Source organism: Prolixibacteraceae bacterium, from assembly GCA_019856515.1.
Classification (GTDB): domain Bacteria; phylum Bacteroidota; class Bacteroidia; order Bacteroidales; family Prolixibacteraceae; genus Halosquirtibacter; species Halosquirtibacter xylanolyticus.
The window spans coordinates 3,404,749-3,426,616 of record CP082230.1 but is presented as its reverse complement, the minus strand read 5'-3'; the positions used below and the strand labels follow the sequence as shown (position 1 = coordinate 3,426,616).

Here is a 21,868-nt window from a genome sequence, read left to right as displayed (position 1 = left end):
AAGCTTATAATGCTCCTAAATTTAGTTCTAATGAAGTATATTTAAACGCCATATGTAGTCATATTAGGCTATTTTCATCTTAAATAACCTCTTTAAGTTATATCCAAGACACACCAATGACCATTCGCAGTCTGTTTCTGTTTCTCCTCTTAATGAAAATTGTCTAAAACCAAGAACCTTTTTTATTATGCCGAAAACGGGTTCTACAGTCTGTTTCCTTTTACGGTATATTTCATTGTATTTGGGAGAATTTAAGAGTTGATTCATCTTGTCGATAGGTGTTTGTTCCTGTTCCTGTTCCTGTTCCTGATTATCATTAGATGAACTATTCTCATTGAGCTTTTTGTCTAAATAACTATTATGCTTTTGACGAGCAGTAGAAATCAGTGGGATTATTTCTTTGTCTTGACATTCTGTAATATTGTCTTCACTAAAGTAGCCTGTGTCAGCAACAGCAATGGATATCTCTCCTAACTCAGTAGGTATTGTATTTATGGTTGGTATGAACTCTCGTTTGTCATTTGCATGGGCATTACTATAAGCACCTAAGATTATCATGTCATCATTTACAGCAGCTTGACCATTAAAACATTGATTGAAACCATCTTTGGTCTTCATTATTCGTGATTCTGGATCAGTGAAATTGTATTGATCAGATTCATTAGGGGATGGGTTAGGTGCTTTGGGCTCTCTGCCTCTTGGATTCTTTCCCGTCTTATCTATATGATCGTTGCGCTTCTGTATTTTAGCATCATACGTCTTCTTCTCTTTTGAATAACGTTCCTTGGCACGATCTTCCACAACCGATTTTGCTTCTCTTATCTTTACAAGTCTAGTTTCCCTGCGTCTTATTTCTTTAGGAATATCAAGGTCTGTATCAGTTTCTTTATTGTCTGTTTGATTGGCTAACTCTAAAAGTGAGTCTATTTCTGTTTCAAGTTTTTCCTCTAATCGTTTCATATATTCATAACTCATCGCTTTGTGTTTTGATGCGTTAGCTTGAACTTTAGTTCCATCTATATAGATGTTGCCAAGATTTAATAACCCTAACTCTTTTCCTATCAATAAAACCTGTTTAAACCAACCTTTAATCTCTGGCAGGAATCTTTTCCTGAAATTTGCAATAGTATCATGATCAGGATGATGATTGCCTGAAATAAATCGAAATGCTACTGAGTCATAAGTCGCCGCCTCTATCTTTCTTGAACTAAATACACCTGTAGAGTAACCATAAAGTATGAGTGATAAAATGAGCCTTGGATCATAGGCCATAGTACCAGACCCTCGGTATTGTCTATAAACGGATCTTAAATCAAGTTCTTCTACAATATCTACAATGAATCTAGCCTGATGGTTCTCTGGGAGCCAATCATTAATAGACGGTGGCATAAGTAAGCCTTGGGTTCTATCTGCACTCTTAAAACATCTCATACTCCTAAGATAATAATTTATTTTAGTTCATTAGTTTAAGTCCGACAGACTCCTAGCTGTAAAACAGTCGGCCCCAATTACGAACGTCCTGAGTCCATTATTCCAGAAGGCTTTGCGGAACTAAACGAATTAGATAGTATAGGAGGAGTGGAAGGAATAGGTGTTTTCTTCCAAGACAGTACTCTATGCTCTCTTATCTCTGAGGGACTTGAAAGTAATAAGTTGATTCAACAAGCCTGGAGCAAAGTAGCGCAAAGCAGTCTAAATAAACAGTTAGTACGAAATCAAAGTTTACCTACCTTTGGGTATCAGAGTGAACTAAGCTTCGGAAACTCTAAAGGACAACCTTCAGCCTCCTCTGCAAAGATATCAGGATCAGCAAGTGCGACGGTAAATTGGGAGGTAGATTTATGGGGTAAATATAGAAGACTTGATGAAATAGCGGAAGCTAACTATCAAGGAACAATATTCAATAAACAAGCGTTACAACTTAACTTCGCAGCACTAATATCGACCAACTATATCCAACTAGGATACTATAAGGATTGTATTGATGTAGCGAAAAAGACAGCCATTTCTCGTAACACACAATATCAAAATATGCTGCAAAAATATGACCATGGTCTAATTACAATATTTGATATTAAAAGAGCAGAAATACAGGTCAAAGATGCAGAGAATTTAGTATTTAACTACCTTCAACAGCAGAAGCTTATCCTAAATCAACTAACTCTTCTAAGTGGAATTCAAGATTCAAGTTACTATACAAACATCTCCCTATCTCCTCTTCATACACAAGAAGTTCAAGTGGGTATTCCATCATTACTTTTAGCGAGAAGACCAGATATACGTCAAGCCGAACAGATGGTGATTGCTTCTAATGCCAACATTGGGGTATACCAAGCCATGCGACTTCCTAGCTTCAACCTTACAGGCTTATTAGGAGTAGCAAGCGGAGACTTAATATCATTTAACAATGGAAGTCCATTAATAGGTGGTGGTACACTTGATCTATTCGGACCAATATTTAATTTTAAATCCAACAAGTTAAAGGTAAAGTTAGCCCAAGAAGAAACCAATGAAGCAAAATTAAATTACCAATGGACTGTTGAAACGGCATTTACAGAAGTACAAGATGCACTTAGCAATATAGATCTTTTAAAAATTCAATTTGAAAACAACACCATACAAATGGAGAAAGCACATGAAGTTTATCTTATGGCTATGGACAGATACAATGCTGGACTTGATGATTATGATACATTACTGAACACCGAAAACACCTATCTTAATTATCAATTAAATGTTCTACGTCTTAAGAGTCAACTCTTGGAATCTTATATCACACTTTACAAGGCTTTAGGAGGTAACTGGAACTAATCAATCCCATCGAAATCGTCCAAATAGCGACGTTTTAAGCGACTCAGAGAAACAGGTGTAACTCCCAGGTATGAAGCAATTGCCCGTTGTGATATTCGATCAATTAACTCAGGATGCTCTTTCACAAAACGCTTATATTTCTCATACGGTTTTAATGGTCGATAGGTACGCTCCTCAATAAAGAACTTTGACAAATTAACCACTGTTAATAAGTAACAAAGATTAGCGTATACAATGGATTCATGTCTTAATTTCGAAATAGTTTGGCCTGGTATAATTAAACACTGTGCAGGTTCCATTACCTCAAAATCGATTCCATGAATAAAGTGACCTTGAGGAATATCCTTACTAAACAAAAAGCAATCATTAGCAGTGAAGAAGATTCCAGTGTTTATATCCCCATTATCATCGTAATAAAAGCTACGAATCGTCCCACTGATAATGTAAATAAGTCCTTGAGGTAATATCTTTCGATCTTCAATATTATAAGTAGGATTAAAGTTGTGGATAAAAGCATGCTTTTTTACTTCGTCTCTATCAGAAACAGTCATCTCCACCTCTCTCTCAAGGCGATCGAATACCTCATCAACCATATTGTCAAGTCTACTATAAGCCATAAAGTGTTATATAATCATTTGATTCATAAATACCCATCAAATATAAAAAAATCCAACCCTACAAACACGTCTAAAAGATCCATTCAATTATCAGTAATATGGTTGTCCAAGCTATCTAAAGTCAGATGGTACCCTAATTCTATCTGCTCTTTTGCTTTATAGAACTCATGAAACTGACAGCTATCCCAAGGAATAGAGACAACCTGTTTCGGTTGATTAAATTGAATTGATTGCTCACAAATCTTCATTAACATCAACTCCAAGGAAGAGGTTAAAATATCCAAACTTGCGATCTTCAACGAAGGAAGATGTAACTTAGAGATAATCGAGACCTTCTTACCACCATCATCTTGACTTGAATCTGCTCTAGTAGGTTTACCACTTAAATTAACAGCAACAACAGGAAGATGTTTATTTATTACGAACTCAAGAGGAAGAGGAGAAAGAAGACCCCCATCCACCAACTTCATCCCTTCACGATAAACAGGAACGAAAAAATCAGGTATCGAAATCGAAGCACGTATGGCTTCATACAAACTTCCGTTGGAAAGCGCTACTGCTTCATGTGTTATCAAATCAGTAGCAACGGCTGTAAATGGAATAGATAAAGAAGAAATATCTTGATCCTTAGTTACCTCACTCTTCATGATACCAAATATCTTTTCCCCTTTAACCCAGCCTTCCTTTCCAATGGTTACATCCACGAGCTTAAGATAATCAGTACGCTTCATAGAAACCATTTTCTTCTCCATCGCATCCAATCCACCCGCACAATAAACACCACCAACCAAAGCTCCAATTGAGGTTCCAACCACCTCTTTTATGACAAAACCATTCTCCTCTAGTGCTCTAATAGCTCCAATATGGGCTAACCCTTTAGCTCCACCTCCACCTAAAACTAAAACAATCTCTTTTCCCATTATTTTATCGTTTTATCAAAGATACATTTTAATTTAATCACAAATACAAAAGGCTATCCCTATACAAATAGGAATAGCCCTCTTTAATTATGACATTAATAATTATGAATCACGTAACTCTCAACAACTTAAGAATTATAGGTTCAGACTTATTAGTATCTTTGATGTTACTGCATTTGTATCCTTAGTATATCTCTCATAAGTGACTTCGATAACAGTTCCAGATTCTACTGTCGCAAAACGAATACGAAGAACTTTCTCTAACATCTTTATGAAAACCTTCTCATCACTTTCTTGCGCCCATGTATGAGTTGGCTCCATATCAAAGTTGTTGTATCTACCATTGCCAACCATCTCATAATCTTCATGAGTGAAAGTATACTTTTTGTCTGGAGTTACATCTCCCTCTACTTTTTCTGCTACAAAAGGAGGAATTGAGATCCATTTATATTTGTATGCTAATCCAACTTCAGCGATATATACATAATGCTTACCTTGTTCTTCATTATCACCTAATATCTGGTAAGAACCACTCTTATATACCATTCTTACTAAATAACTTAGACTCTTGTACGAACCTTCAACTTTCTTCCGAACAGTAACAATCTTGTTTAATACAGCTCCTTCTTTAGCGAAGATATTATTATATGTATAATATTTCGAAACATATTCATCTGCCTGAGCGTCACTAGAGAAGTTAGGATATTTAAGCCCCATCGCGGTATATTCACTACTCTCTAATTTTGTTGGAATAATAAAAGCTTCTCCATCAAAAACCATCGGTACTGCTGTATATGAATGTGACTTACCATCATAATATTTGTATGTCAATTTCACATAATCACCTCTGTCAAAAGTGGTAACATCATATTTAGCCGTTAAGAATTTCACAATGTTTGATTCCCTACTAAAGTTATCAAATCGCTCTCCTGCTGACTTATAATCAGCATCTGTTGCTGTATAAGTATCTTTAGCCTCTTTTAGAGATAAAGGGTTATTCACATTATATTTCACTTTAACAAGTTGTCCACTTGTTGCATTATAGTTCTTCGTTAAAATAACTCGAAGCCCCTCACTTAGGTATTTATCCTTCGTGCTAACAGGAAATGCATTTTTAGCTGCTGCCATATTAAATGACACAAACATCTCATCTAACTCCTCTTGAGTGAAATCAGTAGAATTTAGCTGAGACAGAATATACTCCTTATTTTTTGCATGCTCTTCATCTTTCTTCTTATCCTTTTCCTCACCTGTAATTAATGTGTTCAAAATACCAATATCACTACTTGACATCATGAACTCTTCAGCAGTAGCATCTAACTTAGTTTGTGAAGCCTGCTCTGCTTGAAGTTTTTTCATTGCTGATATATCCTTACTAACCTCATCATTTATATCTGACATCGGGTCACATGCCGTAAGCGTAACAGCACCTAGGACTAAATAATATATATATTTTTTCATTGTATCTTCTAATTTACTGGTTAACAATTACATGCAAATATTTAGAAACGTACTCTAAATCCCATTGACCATGTAGTACCCATTCCATAATATACGTCAGCTTCTTGCCAAGTGTGATTCGTTCCATCTAAAGCATCTGAAACATACTCCGTATTCAATATATTATTTGCTTTTCCATAAAGGGTTGAACTTAATCCTCCAAGCTTGAAATCCCATCTTATGTTTAAATCAACTAACCCGTAGTTAGGCAGTTGCCATGAATCTGGATTACTTGCTCCATCTGGTTCAGCTGTCTTTCTACTTGTTAAATAGAATTGTGCAAAGTTCTTTGCATAATAACTATAGTCCGCACCAATCTTAACATCTTTCAATACTTCGTAGTCAATTCCCGCACTAATAGTAGTTTGAGCAGCATCTCCAACGTGTACGTCTTTAATATAAACATCTAAAGTTTCTCCGTATGGATTCTGATTCTCATCAAACAACTGCACATCTGTCACATTGTTTTGCCATTTCCAATCACCAATAGAAGCTTGTCCTGTAATCGTTAATTCTCTTGTAGGAGTAAATCGCATATCTAACTCAAGACCCATATGAAGTGCATCAAGACCTAAAAGTGTTGCAGTATATCTGTTTCCACCCTGATCATATACCGTACTATTCATGGTTTTATCTAACCATAAAGTGTAGTATCCATTAAGATTCGCTTGGAATGTTGGCGTAGTAAATCCATACCCAATTTCAAAACTAGTCACCCTTTCTGGAGCTGCTTGTTCATTAAAATTGTTCGAGTTATCTGTATATACCGCATTAAAGTCAGGCTGACGCTCAAAATATCCTGCATTAACAAACACATTATGCTTCTCTGTAATATTATAGTTTGCTCCTCCTTTAATACTAAAACCAAAGAAGTTATTCCAATCCGTCTCTTGGTTACCTGGCTTATACTTAAAGTAATCAATTCTCTTATACTGTTTCGCTGAGAATGATCCTGAAACAAATGCCGAAATGATATCATTAGAATACTCTAACTGTGCAAAACCACCTTCCCAAAGGATTTTACCTTCATTATAATAACTCACAGTATCATTCTCCCATACTGATCTGTTGGGATTATTCACATCACCATCATCAATAGCAAAAGATCCTCCTAAAAGGTCATCCACCTCTTTATAATGCATTCCTTTATACCAACGTAAGTCATAACCACCAGTCAATTTCAGACGATCATCAATCTCATGAGTTAGATTCGATAAAATACCAACCCATTCATGATTGTTCACACTGTTAACAAAGTATGCCTGAGAACCTTGATCTTTTGCAGCAATATTCTCATCTACTATTTTGTCATAGTCAATTTGCCCCTCTACACGATAGTCTGTACTCTTATAACCCCACGCGTTTCTATTATCTCCTGCAGTACGACGTCCACCACCTCTACCTACTGAACCATAAAGGGCAGTTGATATAGAAGTAGAAGGGTTCAATGTCCAGAAGTGATTCAAGATCGCCTGTGGTTTATGGTAATAGTTTTGAGATGAATTATATTTCTCGCCATTCTTCCATCCCCAATCTGGGTTGTAACGGTAATCATCTCTTGCGATAGTCTGATACTCACTGATTTTCATTCTTTGGTAACGCTGTCCATGTGTCTGTGGTGCACCAAAAACAGTTAATGATAAACTATGGTAGTCATTAATACGTTTTGATACATTTGCAAAATATGACCATGAATCATAATCAGTAGCATTAACCCAACCTTTACCTGAGTTGTGTGCAAAGTTAACAGATGCTGCCCATCCATCTTCTGTCATACCTGTAGAAAGAGTAATCGCCTCTTTTTGACGACCATCATTACCTGTTCCGTAATATGCACTACCTCCACGCTTCGAGTCTGTTGTATTGGTCAAAATATTGATCGTTCCACCAACAGAAGGTACAGCAACCTTAGCAGCTCCAAGTCCACGTTGCACCTGCATTGAACGAGTTACATCACTCAATCCAGCCCAGTTACTCCAATATACTTTACCATTCTCCATTCCATTAATAGGTACACCATTAATCAGAACAGCAATATTTCTAGAGTCAAAACCACGTAGGTTAATACGAGAATCACCATATCCACCACCTTGACGTGTTACATATACAGATGGTGTAGAACGAAGAATTTCAGGAAACTCTTGTGATCCCAACTTTTCTTGAATGATCTCTGGTTTAATCGTAGAGATCGCAACAGGGGTCTCACGATTTACTGCAACAGAAGCCAAAACACTCACCTCGGCAATACCAATAGCATTATCATCTAGTCCAACTTGACCTAAATCAACAGTTGAACCGTTCGTGACAGTTATCGTTTTCTCTAAATCAGCATAACCGACATAGCTAAACACCAATGTCTGTTTCCCAGCTGGTGATTTCAATTCAAAAGTACCATCAAATTTAGTGGCAGTGCCTCGTGTTGTTCCTTTCAACATCACTGTTGATCCGATTAGCTCTTCTCCGGTCGTTGCATCCACAACTTTACCAGTTATGATTCCATCTGCAAGTGCTGCAAAGGATGTTAAGCATAAACAGATTAGGAGATAAAAACAAATAGCAGTTCTTCTCATCGTTTAGATTTAAAGGGTTTTAAATATAAGTCAGCTTTCTAAAGCTTGATTTCAATTTTTTCAGAAACACACCACACAGATGTGCCTCTTAATTCTCTCTCAATATATCCCTGTATTAAATTTTATTAAAACAGGTAGTTGGTTTAACATTTTGACAACAAAATAAGTCTTAATTTCAATGCAGTTGATTAAATTAATATTAACTATCTAAAAAATAATTTTTAAAATATTATCTTTAATAGACTTTAAATCAAACACATAATACTTTAATCCCCCTAAAAAACTCTTAATCATTTTTTTTAGATAAGGACGAGCAAGTTAACACTTCATTAACATGATCAAGGTGACTTAAATCATACAACTATATGCTATAGAAGACAATAAGTATTATATTAAACTAATGACAGAAATCCATTGTGTTATAAATATGAAAGAATAGAGAATCACAAACTAACATTTACCCATCTAGCACCCAATTAAACCTTTAAATCATCAACACAAATCGAAATCCAACAACAATCCACAAGCTATTCCAGTTTTCATATTACTTCAAGCCAACTGTTCTTAAACATCTACACTTTTTCATAATTATTGAACTCTATTGGCTCGATGAACTACTTTCATCATTAAATACTGATCTCTACCTACGAAAGGAACCCCCTAATTAATCAAAATAGTGTAATTCGATTAACCTATTAAGAATTTTATCCACATCGATTACTCATTATATTAAGTACCCAGCTGCTTACCCAAAACATGAAGATAATTGGAACCAGAATGGGGTAAATGACATTGTGATATAATATTGAAGTGTCTTTTTTTAGCCAATCTATATATTGAAATGAAGAGTGAATCATGTCAGCACTTTTTCACCTATACAGAAGAAAAAACAGCCATCTGACTTCTCTTGTGATAATATTTATATTCGAAGTATGAACCATTTAAAAATACAATAAGGAGAGATCATATCATTATCGTTTTGTGTCGTTAAAATCTTTATTTTATAAACACGTAGTGCTATATCATTAAAATCTTTATTTTTGAATAATTATTTCAGCAAATGGATAAACTCCAATAAAAAGTGGGCAATACGCATACTTTAAAGTGAACAGAACGTTAATAATCAAAGATCTATGATTTTTAACAAGGAAATATGTTCATTGCGTGATATTTATATGTATTTTTGCGCACTAAATTTGAAATCATGCAAAATATTAGAAATATTGCGATCATCGCTCACGTTGACCACGGTAAGACAACCTTGGTGGATAAGATGATTCTGCAAGCGAATGTTCTTAGAAAAAATCAGGAAACAAAAGACCTTATTCTTGATAGCAACGATCTAGAGAGAGAGAGAGGAATTACTATTCTATCGAAGAACGTATCGGTTCAATATAACGACACTAAAATCAACATTATCGATACTCCTGGTCACTCGGACTTTGGTGGTGAAGTAGAGCGTGTATTGAATATGGCCGATGGTGTTCTATTGTTAGTAGATGCATTCGAAGGAACGATGCCTCAAACACGTTTCGTACTAGAGAAAGCAATCAATTTAGGTTTAAAGCCTATCGTTGTTGTAAATAAGGTAGACAAACCAAACTGTCGCCCTGAAGAAGTTCAAGAGCAGGTATTCGATCTAATGTTTAGCCTTGGAGCTACAGAAGAGCAATTAGAATTCCCAACAATTTACGGTTCTGCAAAACAAGGATGGATGAGTACGGATTGGAATAATCCAACAGACAACATCACTGCACTACTTGATTCGATTGTTGAGAACATTCCAGCTCCTATCGAGAATCCTGGAACTCCACAGATGTTGATTACATCTCTTGATTTCTCTAACTATGTTGGTCGTATTGCGATCGGTCGTATTAATAGAGGAGAATTGAAAGAGGGAATGAACGTATCTCTTGCAAAACGTGATGGTTCTATCAAAAGAACTAAAATTAAAGAGATCTATACATTCTCAGGTCTTGGTAAAGAGAAAGTAGAATCTGTTAGCAATGGTGATATCTGTTCTATCGTTGGTATTAACGGTTTTGACATTGGAGATACCATCTGTGATTTCGAAAATCCAGAACCATTAAAGCCTATTGCTGTTGACGAACCAACAATGAGTATGTTGTTTACTATTAACAACTCTCCATTCTTCGGAAAAGAGGGTAAATATGTTACAAGTAGACACATCAGTGATCGTCTAAAAGCGGAGCTAGAGAAAAACCTTGCACTAAGAGTAGAGCCAACAGCTTCTGCGGATGCATGGAATGTATATGGTCGTGGTGTACTACATTTGTCAGTACTAATCGAAACAATGCGTCGTGAAGGATACGAACTACAGGTAGGACAGCCTCAGGTGTTAATCAAAGAGATTGATGGAGTGAAGCACGAGCCTATTGAAGAGTTAAGTATCGACCTTCCAGAAGAACTTTCTTCAACTGCTGTCGATCTTGTATCTCGCCGTAAAGGAGAAATGTTGAACATGGAACGTAAGGAAGACAGAATCCATTTAGAATTCCGTATTCCATCACGTGGTATCATTGGTCTTCGTACAAATATGCTTACTGCAACCCAAGGTGAGGCTGTTATGTCACACCGTTTTGTAGCTTACGAACCATACAAAGGTGCTATTCCAACACGTACAAATGGTTCATTGATTGCAATGGAGACAGGTACAACTTTTGCATATGCACTTAACAAACTTCAAGATAGAGGTAACTACTTTGTAGACCCTCAAGAGAATATCTATGTAGGTCAAGTTGTAGGTGAAAGTAGTAGAGCGGATGATATTGTTTTGAACGTAACAAAAAGTAAGAAACAATCTAACGTACGTTCTTCTGGTACTGATGATAAAGTAAAACTTGCTCCTCCTATTCGCTTTAGCTTGGAAGAAGCATTAGAGTATATCCAAAAAGATGAGTACGTAGAGGTGACTCCAGAGTCTATCCGTATTCGTAAGATCATTTTGGATGAGAACGAAAGAAAAAGAGCTTCAAAGCAGATCGGATAAGACCGATAAATTTGTCGCACGAATATATTACCAAAAGAGCATTGACAACTGTCAATGCTCTTTTTTTATGCAGACCCAAGAGACCTTCTTTGATGATAGCCATAGGGAATGGTACGCTATACTCAGATACCATAATTTCGCCATAAGATAATCATCACACGTCTACGACAACAACTCTTTGAAAGTGCCAAACTGTCGACCCTAAAGCTTTAATATGATATGCACTTCTGTCATAATGATTAAAAGGATATTTATTATATCATTAGCATATCTTAATACACCAAGCTCACACTAACAAGCTACCTTCCTATACCTTTCCTCTGAGATGGCTCGAAGATTACCCAAAGTTCACTCGAAGTTCATTCATCGATTTTCCATTTTGGGTGAGGGAAATTCGAATGTACTTCAAATAATATTCATACGAAAGCAGGGGATAGTAGCATGTTAATCAAAGGAAAGAGGCTTTAAAGAGTTCTCCTCTTAGAGATGCTTTATCGCTAATAAATATGCAAAATGAAAGAATCAAAAAATAAATCAGATATCAGACTGTTTCCCATAAAGAGATTAATTTACATCAACCATACCCCTGAAATATTGATAACATTCCATACCAAATTGTCATAAAACGTCCAACAATCCTTGGATTACCATAGGTCTCCTCCGTAGTTTGTTGATACTTCAAGGATACTTTATTGATACTTCATTCATCAAAAATGATAAATAGATGAATATTCTATGCTAATAATATCTTAACTGATGTTTCCCATGTAGGCTAACATCTTGATTTACAGCATAAAAAGAAGCATGTTTATTTTGATAATTCATTAATTATCAGTAAATTAATGTTGTTCCAATAACCAAATAAATCATGCTTCAGAATAAAAGTACAAAAGTTTTTTCAGAGACACAGAGTTTTTTCAGTTCAAGTGAAAAAGGAATTAATCGAATTATTAGCCTTTACAAGTTACTCAACTTAAGACAACTGAAATTAGGAAATAAAGAGTTGCCTCAGTCTACTTACTTCAAAGGTGACATACTATTAGGCTTACTACTTTTCCCAATTTTCTCTATCCCTAATATTTATAGCTACAGTAAGCATTATCTATCAGAGATGTTAGAAGCACAAAAGAATACATTCTATCGATTTAAAAATAACAGCCAGATAGATTGGCGTACTATAGTTTCATCATGTAATAATAAACTCTTTGGTCAAATAGCCAAAAACTCTCACTCTGATGACTGTAATCAAGCAGAAAGATGCTTAATTATTGACGATACTGATTTTGAGAAGTCTACCTACAAAACTGAACATGTTAGTAAAATATGGTCGCATGTAACCCATCGTTATATATTTGGTTTTAAAGGATTATTTCTAGGTTTATGGGATGGCAAAAGCTATTTTACATTGGACTTCTCTCTACATAAAGAAAGAGGGAAGAATAAAAAGACTCCATTTGGACTCACTGCCAAACAACGTAAAAAACAGTTCTCAAAGAAACGATCAACAAAGAGTAATGGGTTTAACCGAGAGAAAGAACTCGTTATTGATAAAATAACGATGGCAAAAGAGATGATGGTAAATGCTATTAAACAAGGAATTACAGTAGACTACATACTTATGGACAGTTGGTTCTTCTGTGATTCAATATTAAAAACTGTGATCTCTAATGGTATGCATCTTGTTGCAATGGCTAAGATGTCTAGTGCTAAATATTCTTTCAAAGACAAAGAATATAGCACCAAAGAACTTGCTCTCTTACTTAAACAGCGAAAGAGAGTAAAATGGGTAAAGTCACTTAGTCTATATTGTGCAGAAGTCACAGTGAAATATAAAGGTACAGATGTAAAACTATTCTTTTGCAAGAACAGTAAGCGAGGGAAATGGCATTTATTGGTATCTTCAAATACAAAGCTGAGCATAGAGAAAGCTTATCAGATATATAGTATTAGATGGAGTATTGAGGTCTTTTTTAAGGAATCAAAGAACTATTTTGGTTTAGGAAAATCTCAATCGAGTGATTTTGATGCTCAAATAGCAGATCTATCTGTAGCTATTATTGAGTTTAACGTTTTTAGTTTAGCAAAAAGGTTCGAGGCATATGAGACGCTAGGTGGAATCTTTGCTCATGTAAAAGATCAAGGAATGGAACTTGTAATAGTACAACGAATTTGGGGTTTTATCCTCGAATTGATGAGAACTCTCGCAGAAATCATCGATAGTGATTTTAATGAATTGATAATCAGTGCACTTAAAAATAAACCCGAAAATAATAAATTCTTTAGGCTCATTGAATCAATGGTTTATGAACCTGAATAAAGACATGGGAAACATCAGATCTTAAGACTATTTTTTGTTTTACTGTCAATCTTTGGTCGGATATATACACATTCATATTTAAAGACCTATCTATTCTCTAAAACTATTTGGGAGAGTGATATCTCCGTATTACTTAATTCAATAGGGGTCTTAATCCAAACAAGCTCTTCTTCGTTGAGTTAAAAGATATACATCAATATTTATCATCAAATACAAAGAACTCAATATAGACAAAAGTATAGATAAACATCAGTTAACTTTTTTTAACCATATCAATTCTGTCCGATCTATCCTTACAGAACATATAATACTATGCATTTACACAGTACTATGTATTGCATAGTACTATATTTTTTATAACCTTTGTAATATCAAAGATGAAAATCACCAACCTTATTAGTTATGAAGTTAGACAATACAAAAGCACAGATGCGTAAAGGGATACTTGAGTATTGCGTACTTCTACTTTTATCTAAGAGGCCATTATATGCTTCAGAATTGATTCAGGAGCTTAAAAATGCCAAGTTGATTATTGTGGAAGGAACACTCTATCCTCTACTTACAAGACTAAAGAATGCAGGACTTCTTGAATATCAATGGCAAGAGTCACAACAAGGGCCACCACGCAAATACTACACACTCACAGAAGATGGTAGTCAATTTTTGGCAGGGCTTGAAGAATCATGGACAGAGTTGTCTAGTACAGTGAATAACATAAAAAATCTATAATCTTAAATATCGACATGAAAAAGACCGTTTTTATTAATCTCGCAGGTACTACCTTCCTTATTGACGAGGATGCGTACGAAGTAATGAACCTTTACCTAGATAAATTAAATAAGCATTTCAATGGCCAAGAAGGGGCATTAGAGATCATTAAAGATATTGAAGGGCGAATTGCAGAGCTATTTATTGAAGAGAGAATTAAAGAGGATCGTTCTATCAATATTGCTACCGCAAATAGGGTTATAGACCAATTAGGTGATCCATCACTATTTGATGATGAAGAGGATCAAGAAAATGTGAATGAAGCTCCAACTCCACAGAAACCTAGCAAGAAGCTATTTAGGTATCCTCAAAGAGGAATCATAGGAGGAGTACTTGCAGGGATATCAGTATATCTGAATGTCAATGTAGCTATATTGAGACTATTGTTTATATTATCATGTCTATTTGCTGGTTCTGGTATTCTTATATATATTCTGCTATGGATCATTATACCCAAAGCACGGACACGTATAAATTACATGCAGATGAAGGGGATCCCTCCTACTGTAGAAAATATACAGAAATATTCTCAAGAGATAGATGAAGAGATGATGTTTCGAAACAGTGGTAGTGGATGCCTAAAGTGGTTGTTCGGAATAATATTGTTTCTATGCCTACTCCCATTTTTCATTGTGCTATTGGTAATGATTCTTCTTCTTCCTCTTTTGATGGTCTTTCCTTCAATTATCGGAAATCACATGGTTATCAATGGAACAAATTTAACCATGGATGCACTTCATTTTAGTTCATTAGAATCGGCTGCAGTTGCTGGTTTATTTGTTATACCATTAATTATCATCTTAATATACAAACTAAAGAGTATCGATTGGGATTTAAACACCAAAAGGTGGGTCAGTGTATTTCTTATAATTCTATGGATTGGTTGTGGTATACAGACTTTTAAAGGAGTTAATCATTATCTAAAACAGTTTAACAACAACTCATTTAAAGGGGTGTCATGGTCTAATTTTGCAGATCGTTCGTTCTCTCAAAGCACAATAAAACAGTCTTTCAATTACGTATTAAAGTCTCACCCAGACACACTTTGGATCAAAGAGAAGAAGGAGATCGAATCAGAGGGTGAATTAGTGAACATATCAAAACTTAATATTACGAAGCACAAGTCGAACAATCTTGCTCTTCAGATAAAAGCGGGCCTATCAGAAGGTCACCTTGAGAATGCAAAGATGTATTATGAACTAAAAGGTGATACTCTTTTGTTATCGACTCATATATACGAAGGAGATCCAATGGTGGAGGAGCTATATTTTAAGCTTAAACTTCCAGTAGGTCGAACTATTTTCATCGATAAGTCACTATCAAATACCCTAGATGATGTGAAGAACATAGACAATACATGGGACTATGAGATGGTTGATAAATTTTGGAAACAAACACCTAAAGGATTGAAGAATGTAAGCAAGTAGCATACTGAAAGTGATGTAATTGAACAAAATAAAAAGCATATCAATCGCAATGCTATTATAATATAACCATATTGTTTTCTATTTTTACACAAACTATGTTTTAGAAACAATATATCAATCAAACTTTTAATAATAGCATGAAAAATACATTCCTCTCTCTAATCTTACTTCTATTTTCATGTGTTGCGATAGCACAATCGAAGTCAGATGACATTTATGACTCTATAGAAGCGAGTGAAGCTGCAACATACATGGAGATGTCAAGACCATTTATTAGCATGTCTTCTACAGACCTCGGAGCACAACAAGCAGAGATTGTTAACCATATTGATGAAGTGCGTTTTATTCATTACGACGTCTCAAAGAATGATTTAAAACCCTCTTTTGAGAAGTTTGTTTGTAAGGCATTCGGTAAAAAGCCTTTCAAATTTTATGATATTGTTAATGAAATGAATATTGACCGTAAAGATATCTCATTTAATGCCTGGGTTATTCATGAGAAATCAAAGATTCAAGAGTTCCATATTCTTATAAGAACAGAGAAAGAAGATCAAGGATCATTTCTTGTTTCCTACTATGGGGAGTTTGGTAATCTTGAGCTTGACTACTTAAAGGATATGGCGATGAAAGATATCGGTCTATAATAGAACTGAATTATGAAAAAATTAAGAAGATCACGAAATAAAGTTATCGCTGGTGTATGTGGCGGTGTTGCAGAGTATATTAATCCTGAAATTGATCCTGTAGCTGTAAGGGTTGCTACGATCATTTTAAGTTTCTTTATACCAATAATCCCAGTACTCTACATTGTAATGGCAATAATTATTCCTTCGGAAAACGACTTCTAAATAAGTGATTTGATCATTGCATATATACCAAATGCCACAAATATTACGTTTATATTTGTGGCATTTGTCATTTTAATCGTATGTAATTATGGAAATCATATTCGCTACCCACAATCCCAATAAGTTAAAAGAGATCCAAGAGATGGTTGGAGATACATATCAAGTTTTAGGACTACATGATATCGACTGTCATGAAGAGATCGCTGAAACGGCATCAACGCTGGAAGGAAACGCATTGATTAAATCTTCATATATCCATGAAAAGTATCATCACAACTGTTTTTCTGATGATACTGGACTGGAAGTAGAATCACTGAATGGTGCTCCTGGTGTTTATTCAGCAAGATATGCTGGTCCCAATTGTTTGGCAGAAGACAATATGGACAAACTTCTTCATGAACTAAAAGGAAGTGAAAATAGAAAAGCACAATTTCGTACGGTTATCTCACTTATTATTGATGATCAAAAATATGAATTTGAAGGAGTTGTTAAAGGCGAAATTACACTTGAGCGTTCGGGTAAAGACGGTTTTGGTTATGATCCAATATTCCAACCAGAGGGATATAATAAAACATTCTCTGAGATGTCAAGTTCAGAGAAGAATCTTATAAGCCACAGAGGTGTTGCGGTTCGCAAATTGATTTCATTTCTCAAAACATACAATTCAAAGAAATCATAACCACTCGTTTCAATCATCAATATTATGCTGAACATCAAAGACAAGTACTCTTTTATTCTTCTATTCATCTTATTCACTGGCTTTTCAACTAATAGTTTTGGAGAGAAGTGGACTGTGTATGATAGCTATACTTCAATTAAAAATGTCATCTCTTTTGATAATAAAGTAATAGGTTTGTCTAATACAGGATTACTTGTTTTTGATAATGAACACAAAGAAATTGAGACATATTCAAAGGTAAGTGGACTCTCCTACACCTCTCCTACTGCATTGAATCACGTAGGAAAGAATATCATCATTGGATATAATAATGGCGGGGTAAACATTATTGACGGAGAGGAAGTGTATGTAATAGATGATATCATCTACTCATCTACCTTGAAGAATAAATCCATTTCGAGTATCTATGTAAATAAGAATGACATATACCTATCATGTGACTTCGGAATAGTTTGGATAGATGCGAAAAAGATGGAGATAAAAGAGACATGGATTGTTGGAGACAATAGTTCTCAAACTCAAATCTTAGATCTATGTATATACAATAATTATATTTACGCCGTCAATTCGGCCGGGATATATAAAGCCTCTATGTCGCCTGACATCAATAAGATGAACTATCAAAATTGGCGTTTTCATCCTAAAAATGGCACATCTGAACTATCCAATATCGAATGTTTCGATGGTCAATTACTAGTTGGATGTAATGGTAATGAAAATTTATATTATTTCTCTGAAAGTGGAGAATACAATGCGACACCTTGGAGAAGCTCATCATTAAAAACTCTTAAGGCTGTTGATGACAAGTTGTTGATCATCGAAAAAAGTAGATTGAATATTTATAGAGACAATTGGGATAATATGTCAACCATACAGTCATTACAATGGAATGATGAAGCCCATAATCTTAGCTTTAATGATGCTTTCATTGATTCGAATGGAAACTTATCTATTGGATCTGAAACAGAGGGGCTTATTATATCGGAGGATCAAAAACATGGAGAGTTAATCACTAAAAAAGGTCCGAAGAGTACTGATTTCCAAAACATGAGGATTTTCAATGATAAACTGTATGTGGTCAATGGCTTCCTAAAAAATGAATGGTGGAATGCATGGAATCCATTTCATTTCACATCCTTTGATGCAACAAAGGATGAATGGACAACCTACTTAAGAGAAGATATCGAAGAGAATAAAGACTTAGGTTTTAATGACCTAACCGATATTGTCGTGGACCCTAAAGACAAAGATCATATTTTTGTTAGCTCTTATGGCTCTGGAGTAATGGAGTTACAGGCCAACATATGTAAGAATGTATTTTTCTATACCAACAGTACTTTAGTAAATGCAAATCCAACGGGAAGATATACAAGAATAGGAGGAATGGATATAGATTATGATGGTACATTATGGGCTACGAATACGATTTCCAAAGCATTTCTCCATCGTTATAAAGATGGAGAGTGGACCTCATTTACATCTCCAGATGGAGACAACTATCCTTGGGTTAAAAGACCATATGTAGTAGGCAGTCAAATATGGGTTCCGAAAGTATTAACTCCCGAGATATTCGTGATGAGCAAAGATGGTAGTCAAAAGCGTGTGATCAAAGTCAGGGCTCTATTCCAGAATAACTCAGAAATAACTTTTACCGATCCAAGTATGGTCACACAAATGGTATTGGATAAGAATGGACAGGTGTGGGTTGGAACAAATAAAGGGGTATTCGTCTATGCATACCCAGAGAGTTCCCTTACAAAACAAGATTTTTATGCATTTCAACCGTCACAAAATCTAGATGATAATCTGTTTCACCCTATATTAGAGAGTGAACAGGTAACTTCTGTTGCAATAGATGAAGGAAACCAAAAATGGATAGGGACAAAAAATAGTGGTGTATATCTTTTTAATCAAGACGGAAGCGTACAACTCAAACATTATGACATCGACAATAGTCCTATTCCAACAAATGATATTCGACAAATTATTGTAGAGCCTGTAACTGGTGAAGTATTTATCACTACGAAACAAGGCGTAGTGTCAATGAAAGGGGATGCGATAAAAGGATCCATTACAATGGATAATATCTCGGTGTATCCTAGTCCTTACCAACAGTCGAAACACTCTTATGTTACCATTGATGGATTGGCAATCGATAGCGAAGTTAGAATCGTAAACTCTAGTAATATTCTTATCGCAGTATTGCAGTCAAAAGGAGGACGAGTAGTGTGGAATGGTGTCGATAGATTTGGTCATAAGACTGCTTCTGGTGTATATCAAGTTCTTGTATCCAACCCTGACGGTACCATTACAGGGAAAAGTAAGATCCTTATTCTCAATTAAGTCTATCCATGGAGCCACTACACACCCACGCGATTGTACTATATACAACGAACTATACATCTAGTAAGAAGATTGTGCATCTTCTTACTCCTGATTATGGGAAGTTAAGCTGTATTGTTTCGGGAATATCCTCAAAAAAGGGAAAAGCGCTACGTGCCTACCTCCAACCATCCAATCAAATACAATGTGTAGTAATAAAACAGAGTATCAGGCAAAATTTGTACCAGCTAAAAGAGGTTAGCTTGATACATAGCTACCAGTCTATTCCATACGATGTAATGAAATCAAGTCAAGCATTCTTTCTTTGTGAATCGATGAATAGACTAACAGTAGAGGAAGATCATGCTATAATGCTCTATGAATTTGTATCTAATGCATTTAATTTGTTAGATGTTATAGGCAGAGGTGCTGAGAATTTTCATATCGTTTTCCTATTTCAACTAATCAAGATACAAGGATATGAACTCACAAAAGATTATCTTAACCAATACCTGAGCTTGAATGAAATCGAATCCTCTATCTATCGTTGTGAACAATTAAAGTTTGATATGTTAAGTGAAATAAGGTGGAATAGGGGAATAAGAAATAGGTGGATTGAGGTGATTATTATCCATATTGAGAGATCATTAAACATATCACTTAAGATAAAATCGCTTGATGTTCTCAAACAAATCTTTGCTTAAAATGTTTTTCTTATAAGGTTGACATAAAAACAGCATCTTTTTTATTATTGGTTATTTATCATGCAGCTAGTTGTTTAGCATATTTAATCATTAAAAATGTAGGTCTTTTTTGTTTATAATTAACTTGATGAATGATGAACCATCTGTTTTTTGTTTACTTTTGTTTTGGATTTTATTCTAGATAAAGAATATGGCAACAGCAAAAATTCCTCTTTCGCGAAATAACATTTTCGCACATATTAATAAACTTGTTGAAGAGCACAATGCATTAAATGTAGCTCTTCCTTCTTCTGACATTGTATGTCCAGACGAGCTAATCAACCTCGTTCAGAAATACATGAAAGAGGGAGTAAATAATGTAGCACCTCTAAATGGAGTAGCTCCTTTGCGTAGACAAATAACGCAAAGCATTAATAGCGAGTATGGTGCAAACTATGATGAAGAGTCTGAGATTACGATCTCCACAGGCACGATTCAAAGTATTGCTACTGCAATTAATACTTTCATAAAAGAAGGGGACGAAGTCATTGTATTTGAACCCTCTATTGAATCCTTTATCCCTCCGATTGAAGGGAATGGAGGCCGCGCAAGGTTTATTGGACTTAAGGCCCCACACTTCCAAATAGAGTGGGAAGAGGTGAAAAAAATGATCTCTACAAAAACAAGAATGATCATTCTAAACTCACCTCAAAACCCAACAGGAAGAGTGATGTCTGATGACGATATCAAAAGTTTAATCAAACTAACCAATGGTACTAATATCATTATTGTTGGGAATGAGTCTTTTGAGAAGATTGTCTTTGATACAGAAAAACACCACAGCTTTGCTCAATATGAACAATTGAAATCACGAACATTAATTGTGTCTGATTTTGGACCTGTATTTAGGATCAATGGCTGGGGCATATCATATGTATTAGGACCCGAGAAATTAATTAAAGAGTATGTCAAGGCTCAATCTTACAATGGCCAGAGTACCAATACTCCTGCTCAGTTAGCTTTGGCAGAATATCTTTCGTCATACAAAGATAATGGTGATCTTTCTGAGATGTATCAAGGCAAGCGAAACTATTTTCTGCGTTTGATAAAGGATAGTGCTTTTGAGTTTGTTCCATGTAAAGGAACTTATTATCAAATCCTTGATTATAGCAAGATATCGAATGAACCTGATGTTGATTTTGTAGAACGACTCATTAAAGATTATGGTGTTGCGACAATTCCAGTTTCCGTATTCCAACATGAGAAGAATCGCAAAAGTCATCTAATTCGCATCTGTTTTGCAAAACCCAATGATATACTAGATCAGTTGGCAGACAAACTAAATAGTGTTACTGCAACCGTAGAAACTATATAAATTTATATTTATACCCTGTTT

At 35.2% G+C, this 21,868-nt stretch carries 16 protein-coding genes; 11 read left to right on the top strand and 5 right to left on the bottom strand.

Annotated elements, in window-relative coordinates; all coding sequences use genetic code 11:
• Positions 1 to 63: 63 nt before the first annotated feature.
• A complete protein-coding gene (locus tag K5X82_12585) occupies positions 64 to 1,431 on the bottom strand; it encodes an IS1182 family transposase (protein QZT36116.1) in 1,368 nt (455 codons plus the stop codon).
• A 96-nt stretch (positions 1,432 to 1,527) separates the two neighbouring features.
• Here K5X82_12585 and K5X82_12580 point away from each other — a divergent pair, with 96 nt between their 5' ends.
• Positions 1,528 to 2,811, top strand: a complete 1,284-nt coding sequence (locus K5X82_12580; protein ID QZT39127.1) for an efflux transporter outer membrane subunit — start codon at positions 1,528 to 1,530, stop codon at positions 2,809 to 2,811.
• On the opposite strand, the gene K5X82_12575 is transcribed toward K5X82_12580, so the two are convergent.
• The 4 genes from K5X82_12575 to K5X82_12560 all read right to left on the bottom strand — a co-directional run bounded on the left by K5X82_12575 (position 2,808) and on the right by K5X82_12560 (position 8,418).
• Positions 2,808 to 3,428 carry a hypothetical protein gene (locus tag K5X82_12575; GenBank protein ID QZT36115.1) on the bottom strand — a complete coding sequence of 207 codons (621 nt, stop codon included), beginning with the start codon at positions 3,426 to 3,428 and terminating at the stop codon, positions 2,808 to 2,810. The genes K5X82_12580 and K5X82_12575 overlap by 4 nt on opposite strands.
• Before the next feature lie 83 nt (positions 3,429 to 3,511).
• Positions 3,512 to 4,348 carry a patatin-like phospholipase family protein gene (locus tag K5X82_12570; GenBank protein QZT36114.1) on the bottom strand — a complete coding sequence of 279 codons (837 nt, stop codon included), beginning with the start codon at positions 4,346 to 4,348 and terminating at the stop codon, positions 3,512 to 3,514.
• A gap of 135 nt (positions 4,349 to 4,483) precedes the next feature.
• The gene (locus tag K5X82_12565; protein QZT36113.1) at positions 4,484 to 5,809 is read right to left on the bottom strand and encodes a hypothetical protein; all 1,326 of its coding nucleotides are present in this window, start codon (positions 5,807 to 5,809) and stop codon (positions 4,484 to 4,486) included.
• A gap of 41 nt (positions 5,810 to 5,850) precedes the next feature.
• On the bottom strand, positions 5,851 to 8,418 hold the full coding sequence (locus K5X82_12560; GenBank protein ID QZT36112.1) for a TonB-dependent receptor: 2,568 nt from the start codon (positions 8,416 to 8,418) through the stop codon (positions 5,851 to 5,853).
• Positions 8,419 to 9,622: 1,204 nt separating this feature from the next.
• Between K5X82_12560 and typA the strand changes: the two genes are divergently transcribed.
• From typA to K5X82_12510, 10 genes are all read left to right on the top strand, one after another.
• Positions 9,623 to 11,428: a translational GTPase TypA gene (gene typA / locus K5X82_12555; GenBank protein ID QZT36111.1), complete on the top strand. Its 1,806-nt coding sequence runs from the start codon at positions 9,623 to 9,625 to the stop codon at positions 11,426 to 11,428.
• Between the two features lie 868 nt (positions 11,429 to 12,296).
• A complete protein-coding gene (locus K5X82_12550) occupies positions 12,297 to 13,745 on the top strand; it encodes a transposase (protein QZT36110.1) in 1,449 nt (482 codons plus the stop codon).
• Positions 13,746 to 14,147: 402 nt separating this feature from the next.
• Positions 14,148 to 14,474 carry a PadR family transcriptional regulator gene (locus K5X82_12545; protein ID QZT36109.1) on the top strand — a complete coding sequence of 109 codons (327 nt, stop codon included), beginning with the start codon at positions 14,148 to 14,150 and terminating at the stop codon, positions 14,472 to 14,474.
• 14 nt (positions 14,475 to 14,488) lie between these two features.
• Complete coding sequence (locus tag K5X82_12540) at positions 14,489 to 15,940, top strand: PspC domain-containing protein (protein QZT36108.1); 1,452 nt, start codon at positions 14,489 to 14,491, stop codon at positions 15,938 to 15,940.
• Between the two features lie 137 nt (positions 15,941 to 16,077).
• Entirely contained in the window at positions 16,078 to 16,584 is a 507-nt protein-coding gene (locus K5X82_12535; protein ID QZT36107.1) for a hypothetical protein, read from the top strand.
• A gap of 12 nt (positions 16,585 to 16,596) precedes the next feature.
• Complete coding sequence (locus K5X82_12530; GenBank protein ID QZT36106.1) at positions 16,597 to 16,788, top strand: PspC domain-containing protein; 192 nt, start codon at positions 16,597 to 16,599, stop codon at positions 16,786 to 16,788.
• A gap of 88 nt (positions 16,789 to 16,876) precedes the next feature.
• Positions 16,877 to 17,467 carry a non-canonical purine NTP diphosphatase gene (locus tag K5X82_12525; GenBank protein ID QZT36105.1) on the top strand — a complete coding sequence of 197 codons (591 nt, stop codon included), beginning with the start codon at positions 16,877 to 16,879 and terminating at the stop codon, positions 17,465 to 17,467.
• 24 nt (positions 17,468 to 17,491) lie between these two features.
• Complete coding sequence (locus tag K5X82_12520) at positions 17,492 to 19,810, top strand: hypothetical protein (GenBank protein QZT36104.1); 2,319 nt, start codon at positions 17,492 to 17,494, stop codon at positions 19,808 to 19,810.
• Between the two features lie 8 nt (positions 19,811 to 19,818).
• Positions 19,819 to 20,493, top strand: a complete 675-nt coding sequence (gene recO, locus K5X82_12515) for a DNA repair protein RecO (protein ID QZT36103.1) — start codon at positions 19,819 to 19,821, stop codon at positions 20,491 to 20,493.
• Between the two features lie 190 nt (positions 20,494 to 20,683).
• Positions 20,684 to 21,847, top strand: coding sequence for an aminotransferase class I/II-fold pyridoxal phosphate-dependent enzyme (locus K5X82_12510; GenBank protein ID QZT36102.1), 1,164 nt, complete (start codon positions 20,684 to 20,686; stop codon positions 21,845 to 21,847).
• Positions 21,848 to 21,868 lie beyond the last annotated feature (21 nt).

What these genes read in the sequence shown, in the direction of transcription:
- typA (QZT36111.1), top strand. Translation starts at nt 9,623, where the DNA reads ATGCAAAATATTAGAAATATTGCGATCATCGCTCACGTTGACCACGGT.
- K5X82_12560 (QZT36112.1), bottom strand. Translation starts at nt 8,418, where the DNA reads ATGAGAAGAACTGCTATTTGTTTTTATCTCCTAATCTGTTTATGCTTA.
- K5X82_12585 (QZT36116.1), bottom strand. Translation starts at nt 1,431, where the DNA reads ATGAGATGTTTTAAGAGTGCAGATAGAACCCAAGGCTTACTTATGCCA.
- K5X82_12545 (QZT36109.1), top strand. Translation starts at nt 14,148, where the DNA reads ATGAAGTTAGACAATACAAAAGCACAGATGCGTAAAGGGATACTTGAG.
- K5X82_12540 (QZT36108.1), top strand. Translation starts at nt 14,489, where the DNA reads ATGAAAAAGACCGTTTTTATTAATCTCGCAGGTACTACCTTCCTTATT.
- K5X82_12570 (QZT36114.1), bottom strand. Translation starts at nt 4,348, where the DNA reads ATGGGAAAAGAGATTGTTTTAGTTTTAGGTGGAGGTGGAGCTAAAGGG.
- K5X82_12520 (QZT36104.1), top strand. Translation starts at nt 17,492, where the DNA reads ATGCTGAACATCAAAGACAAGTACTCTTTTATTCTTCTATTCATCTTA.
- K5X82_12535 (QZT36107.1), top strand. Translation starts at nt 16,078, where the DNA reads ATGAAAAATACATTCCTCTCTCTAATCTTACTTCTATTTTCATGTGTT.
- recO (QZT36103.1), top strand. Translation starts at nt 19,819, where the DNA reads ATGGAGCCACTACACACCCACGCGATTGTACTATATACAACGAACTAT.
- K5X82_12565 (QZT36113.1), bottom strand. Translation starts at nt 5,809, where the DNA reads ATGAAAAAATATATATATTATTTAGTCCTAGGTGCTGTTACGCTTACG.
- K5X82_12530 (QZT36106.1), top strand. Translation starts at nt 16,597, where the DNA reads ATGAAAAAATTAAGAAGATCACGAAATAAAGTTATCGCTGGTGTATGT.
- K5X82_12550 (QZT36110.1), top strand. Translation starts at nt 12,297, where the DNA reads ATGCTTCAGAATAAAAGTACAAAAGTTTTTTCAGAGACACAGAGTTTT.
- K5X82_12525 (QZT36105.1), top strand. Translation starts at nt 16,877, where the DNA reads ATGGAAATCATATTCGCTACCCACAATCCCAATAAGTTAAAAGAGATC.
- K5X82_12575 (QZT36115.1), bottom strand. Translation starts at nt 3,428, where the DNA reads ATGGCTTATAGTAGACTTGACAATATGGTTGATGAGGTATTCGATCGC.
- K5X82_12510 (QZT36102.1), top strand. Translation starts at nt 20,684, where the DNA reads ATGGCAACAGCAAAAATTCCTCTTTCGCGAAATAACATTTTCGCACAT.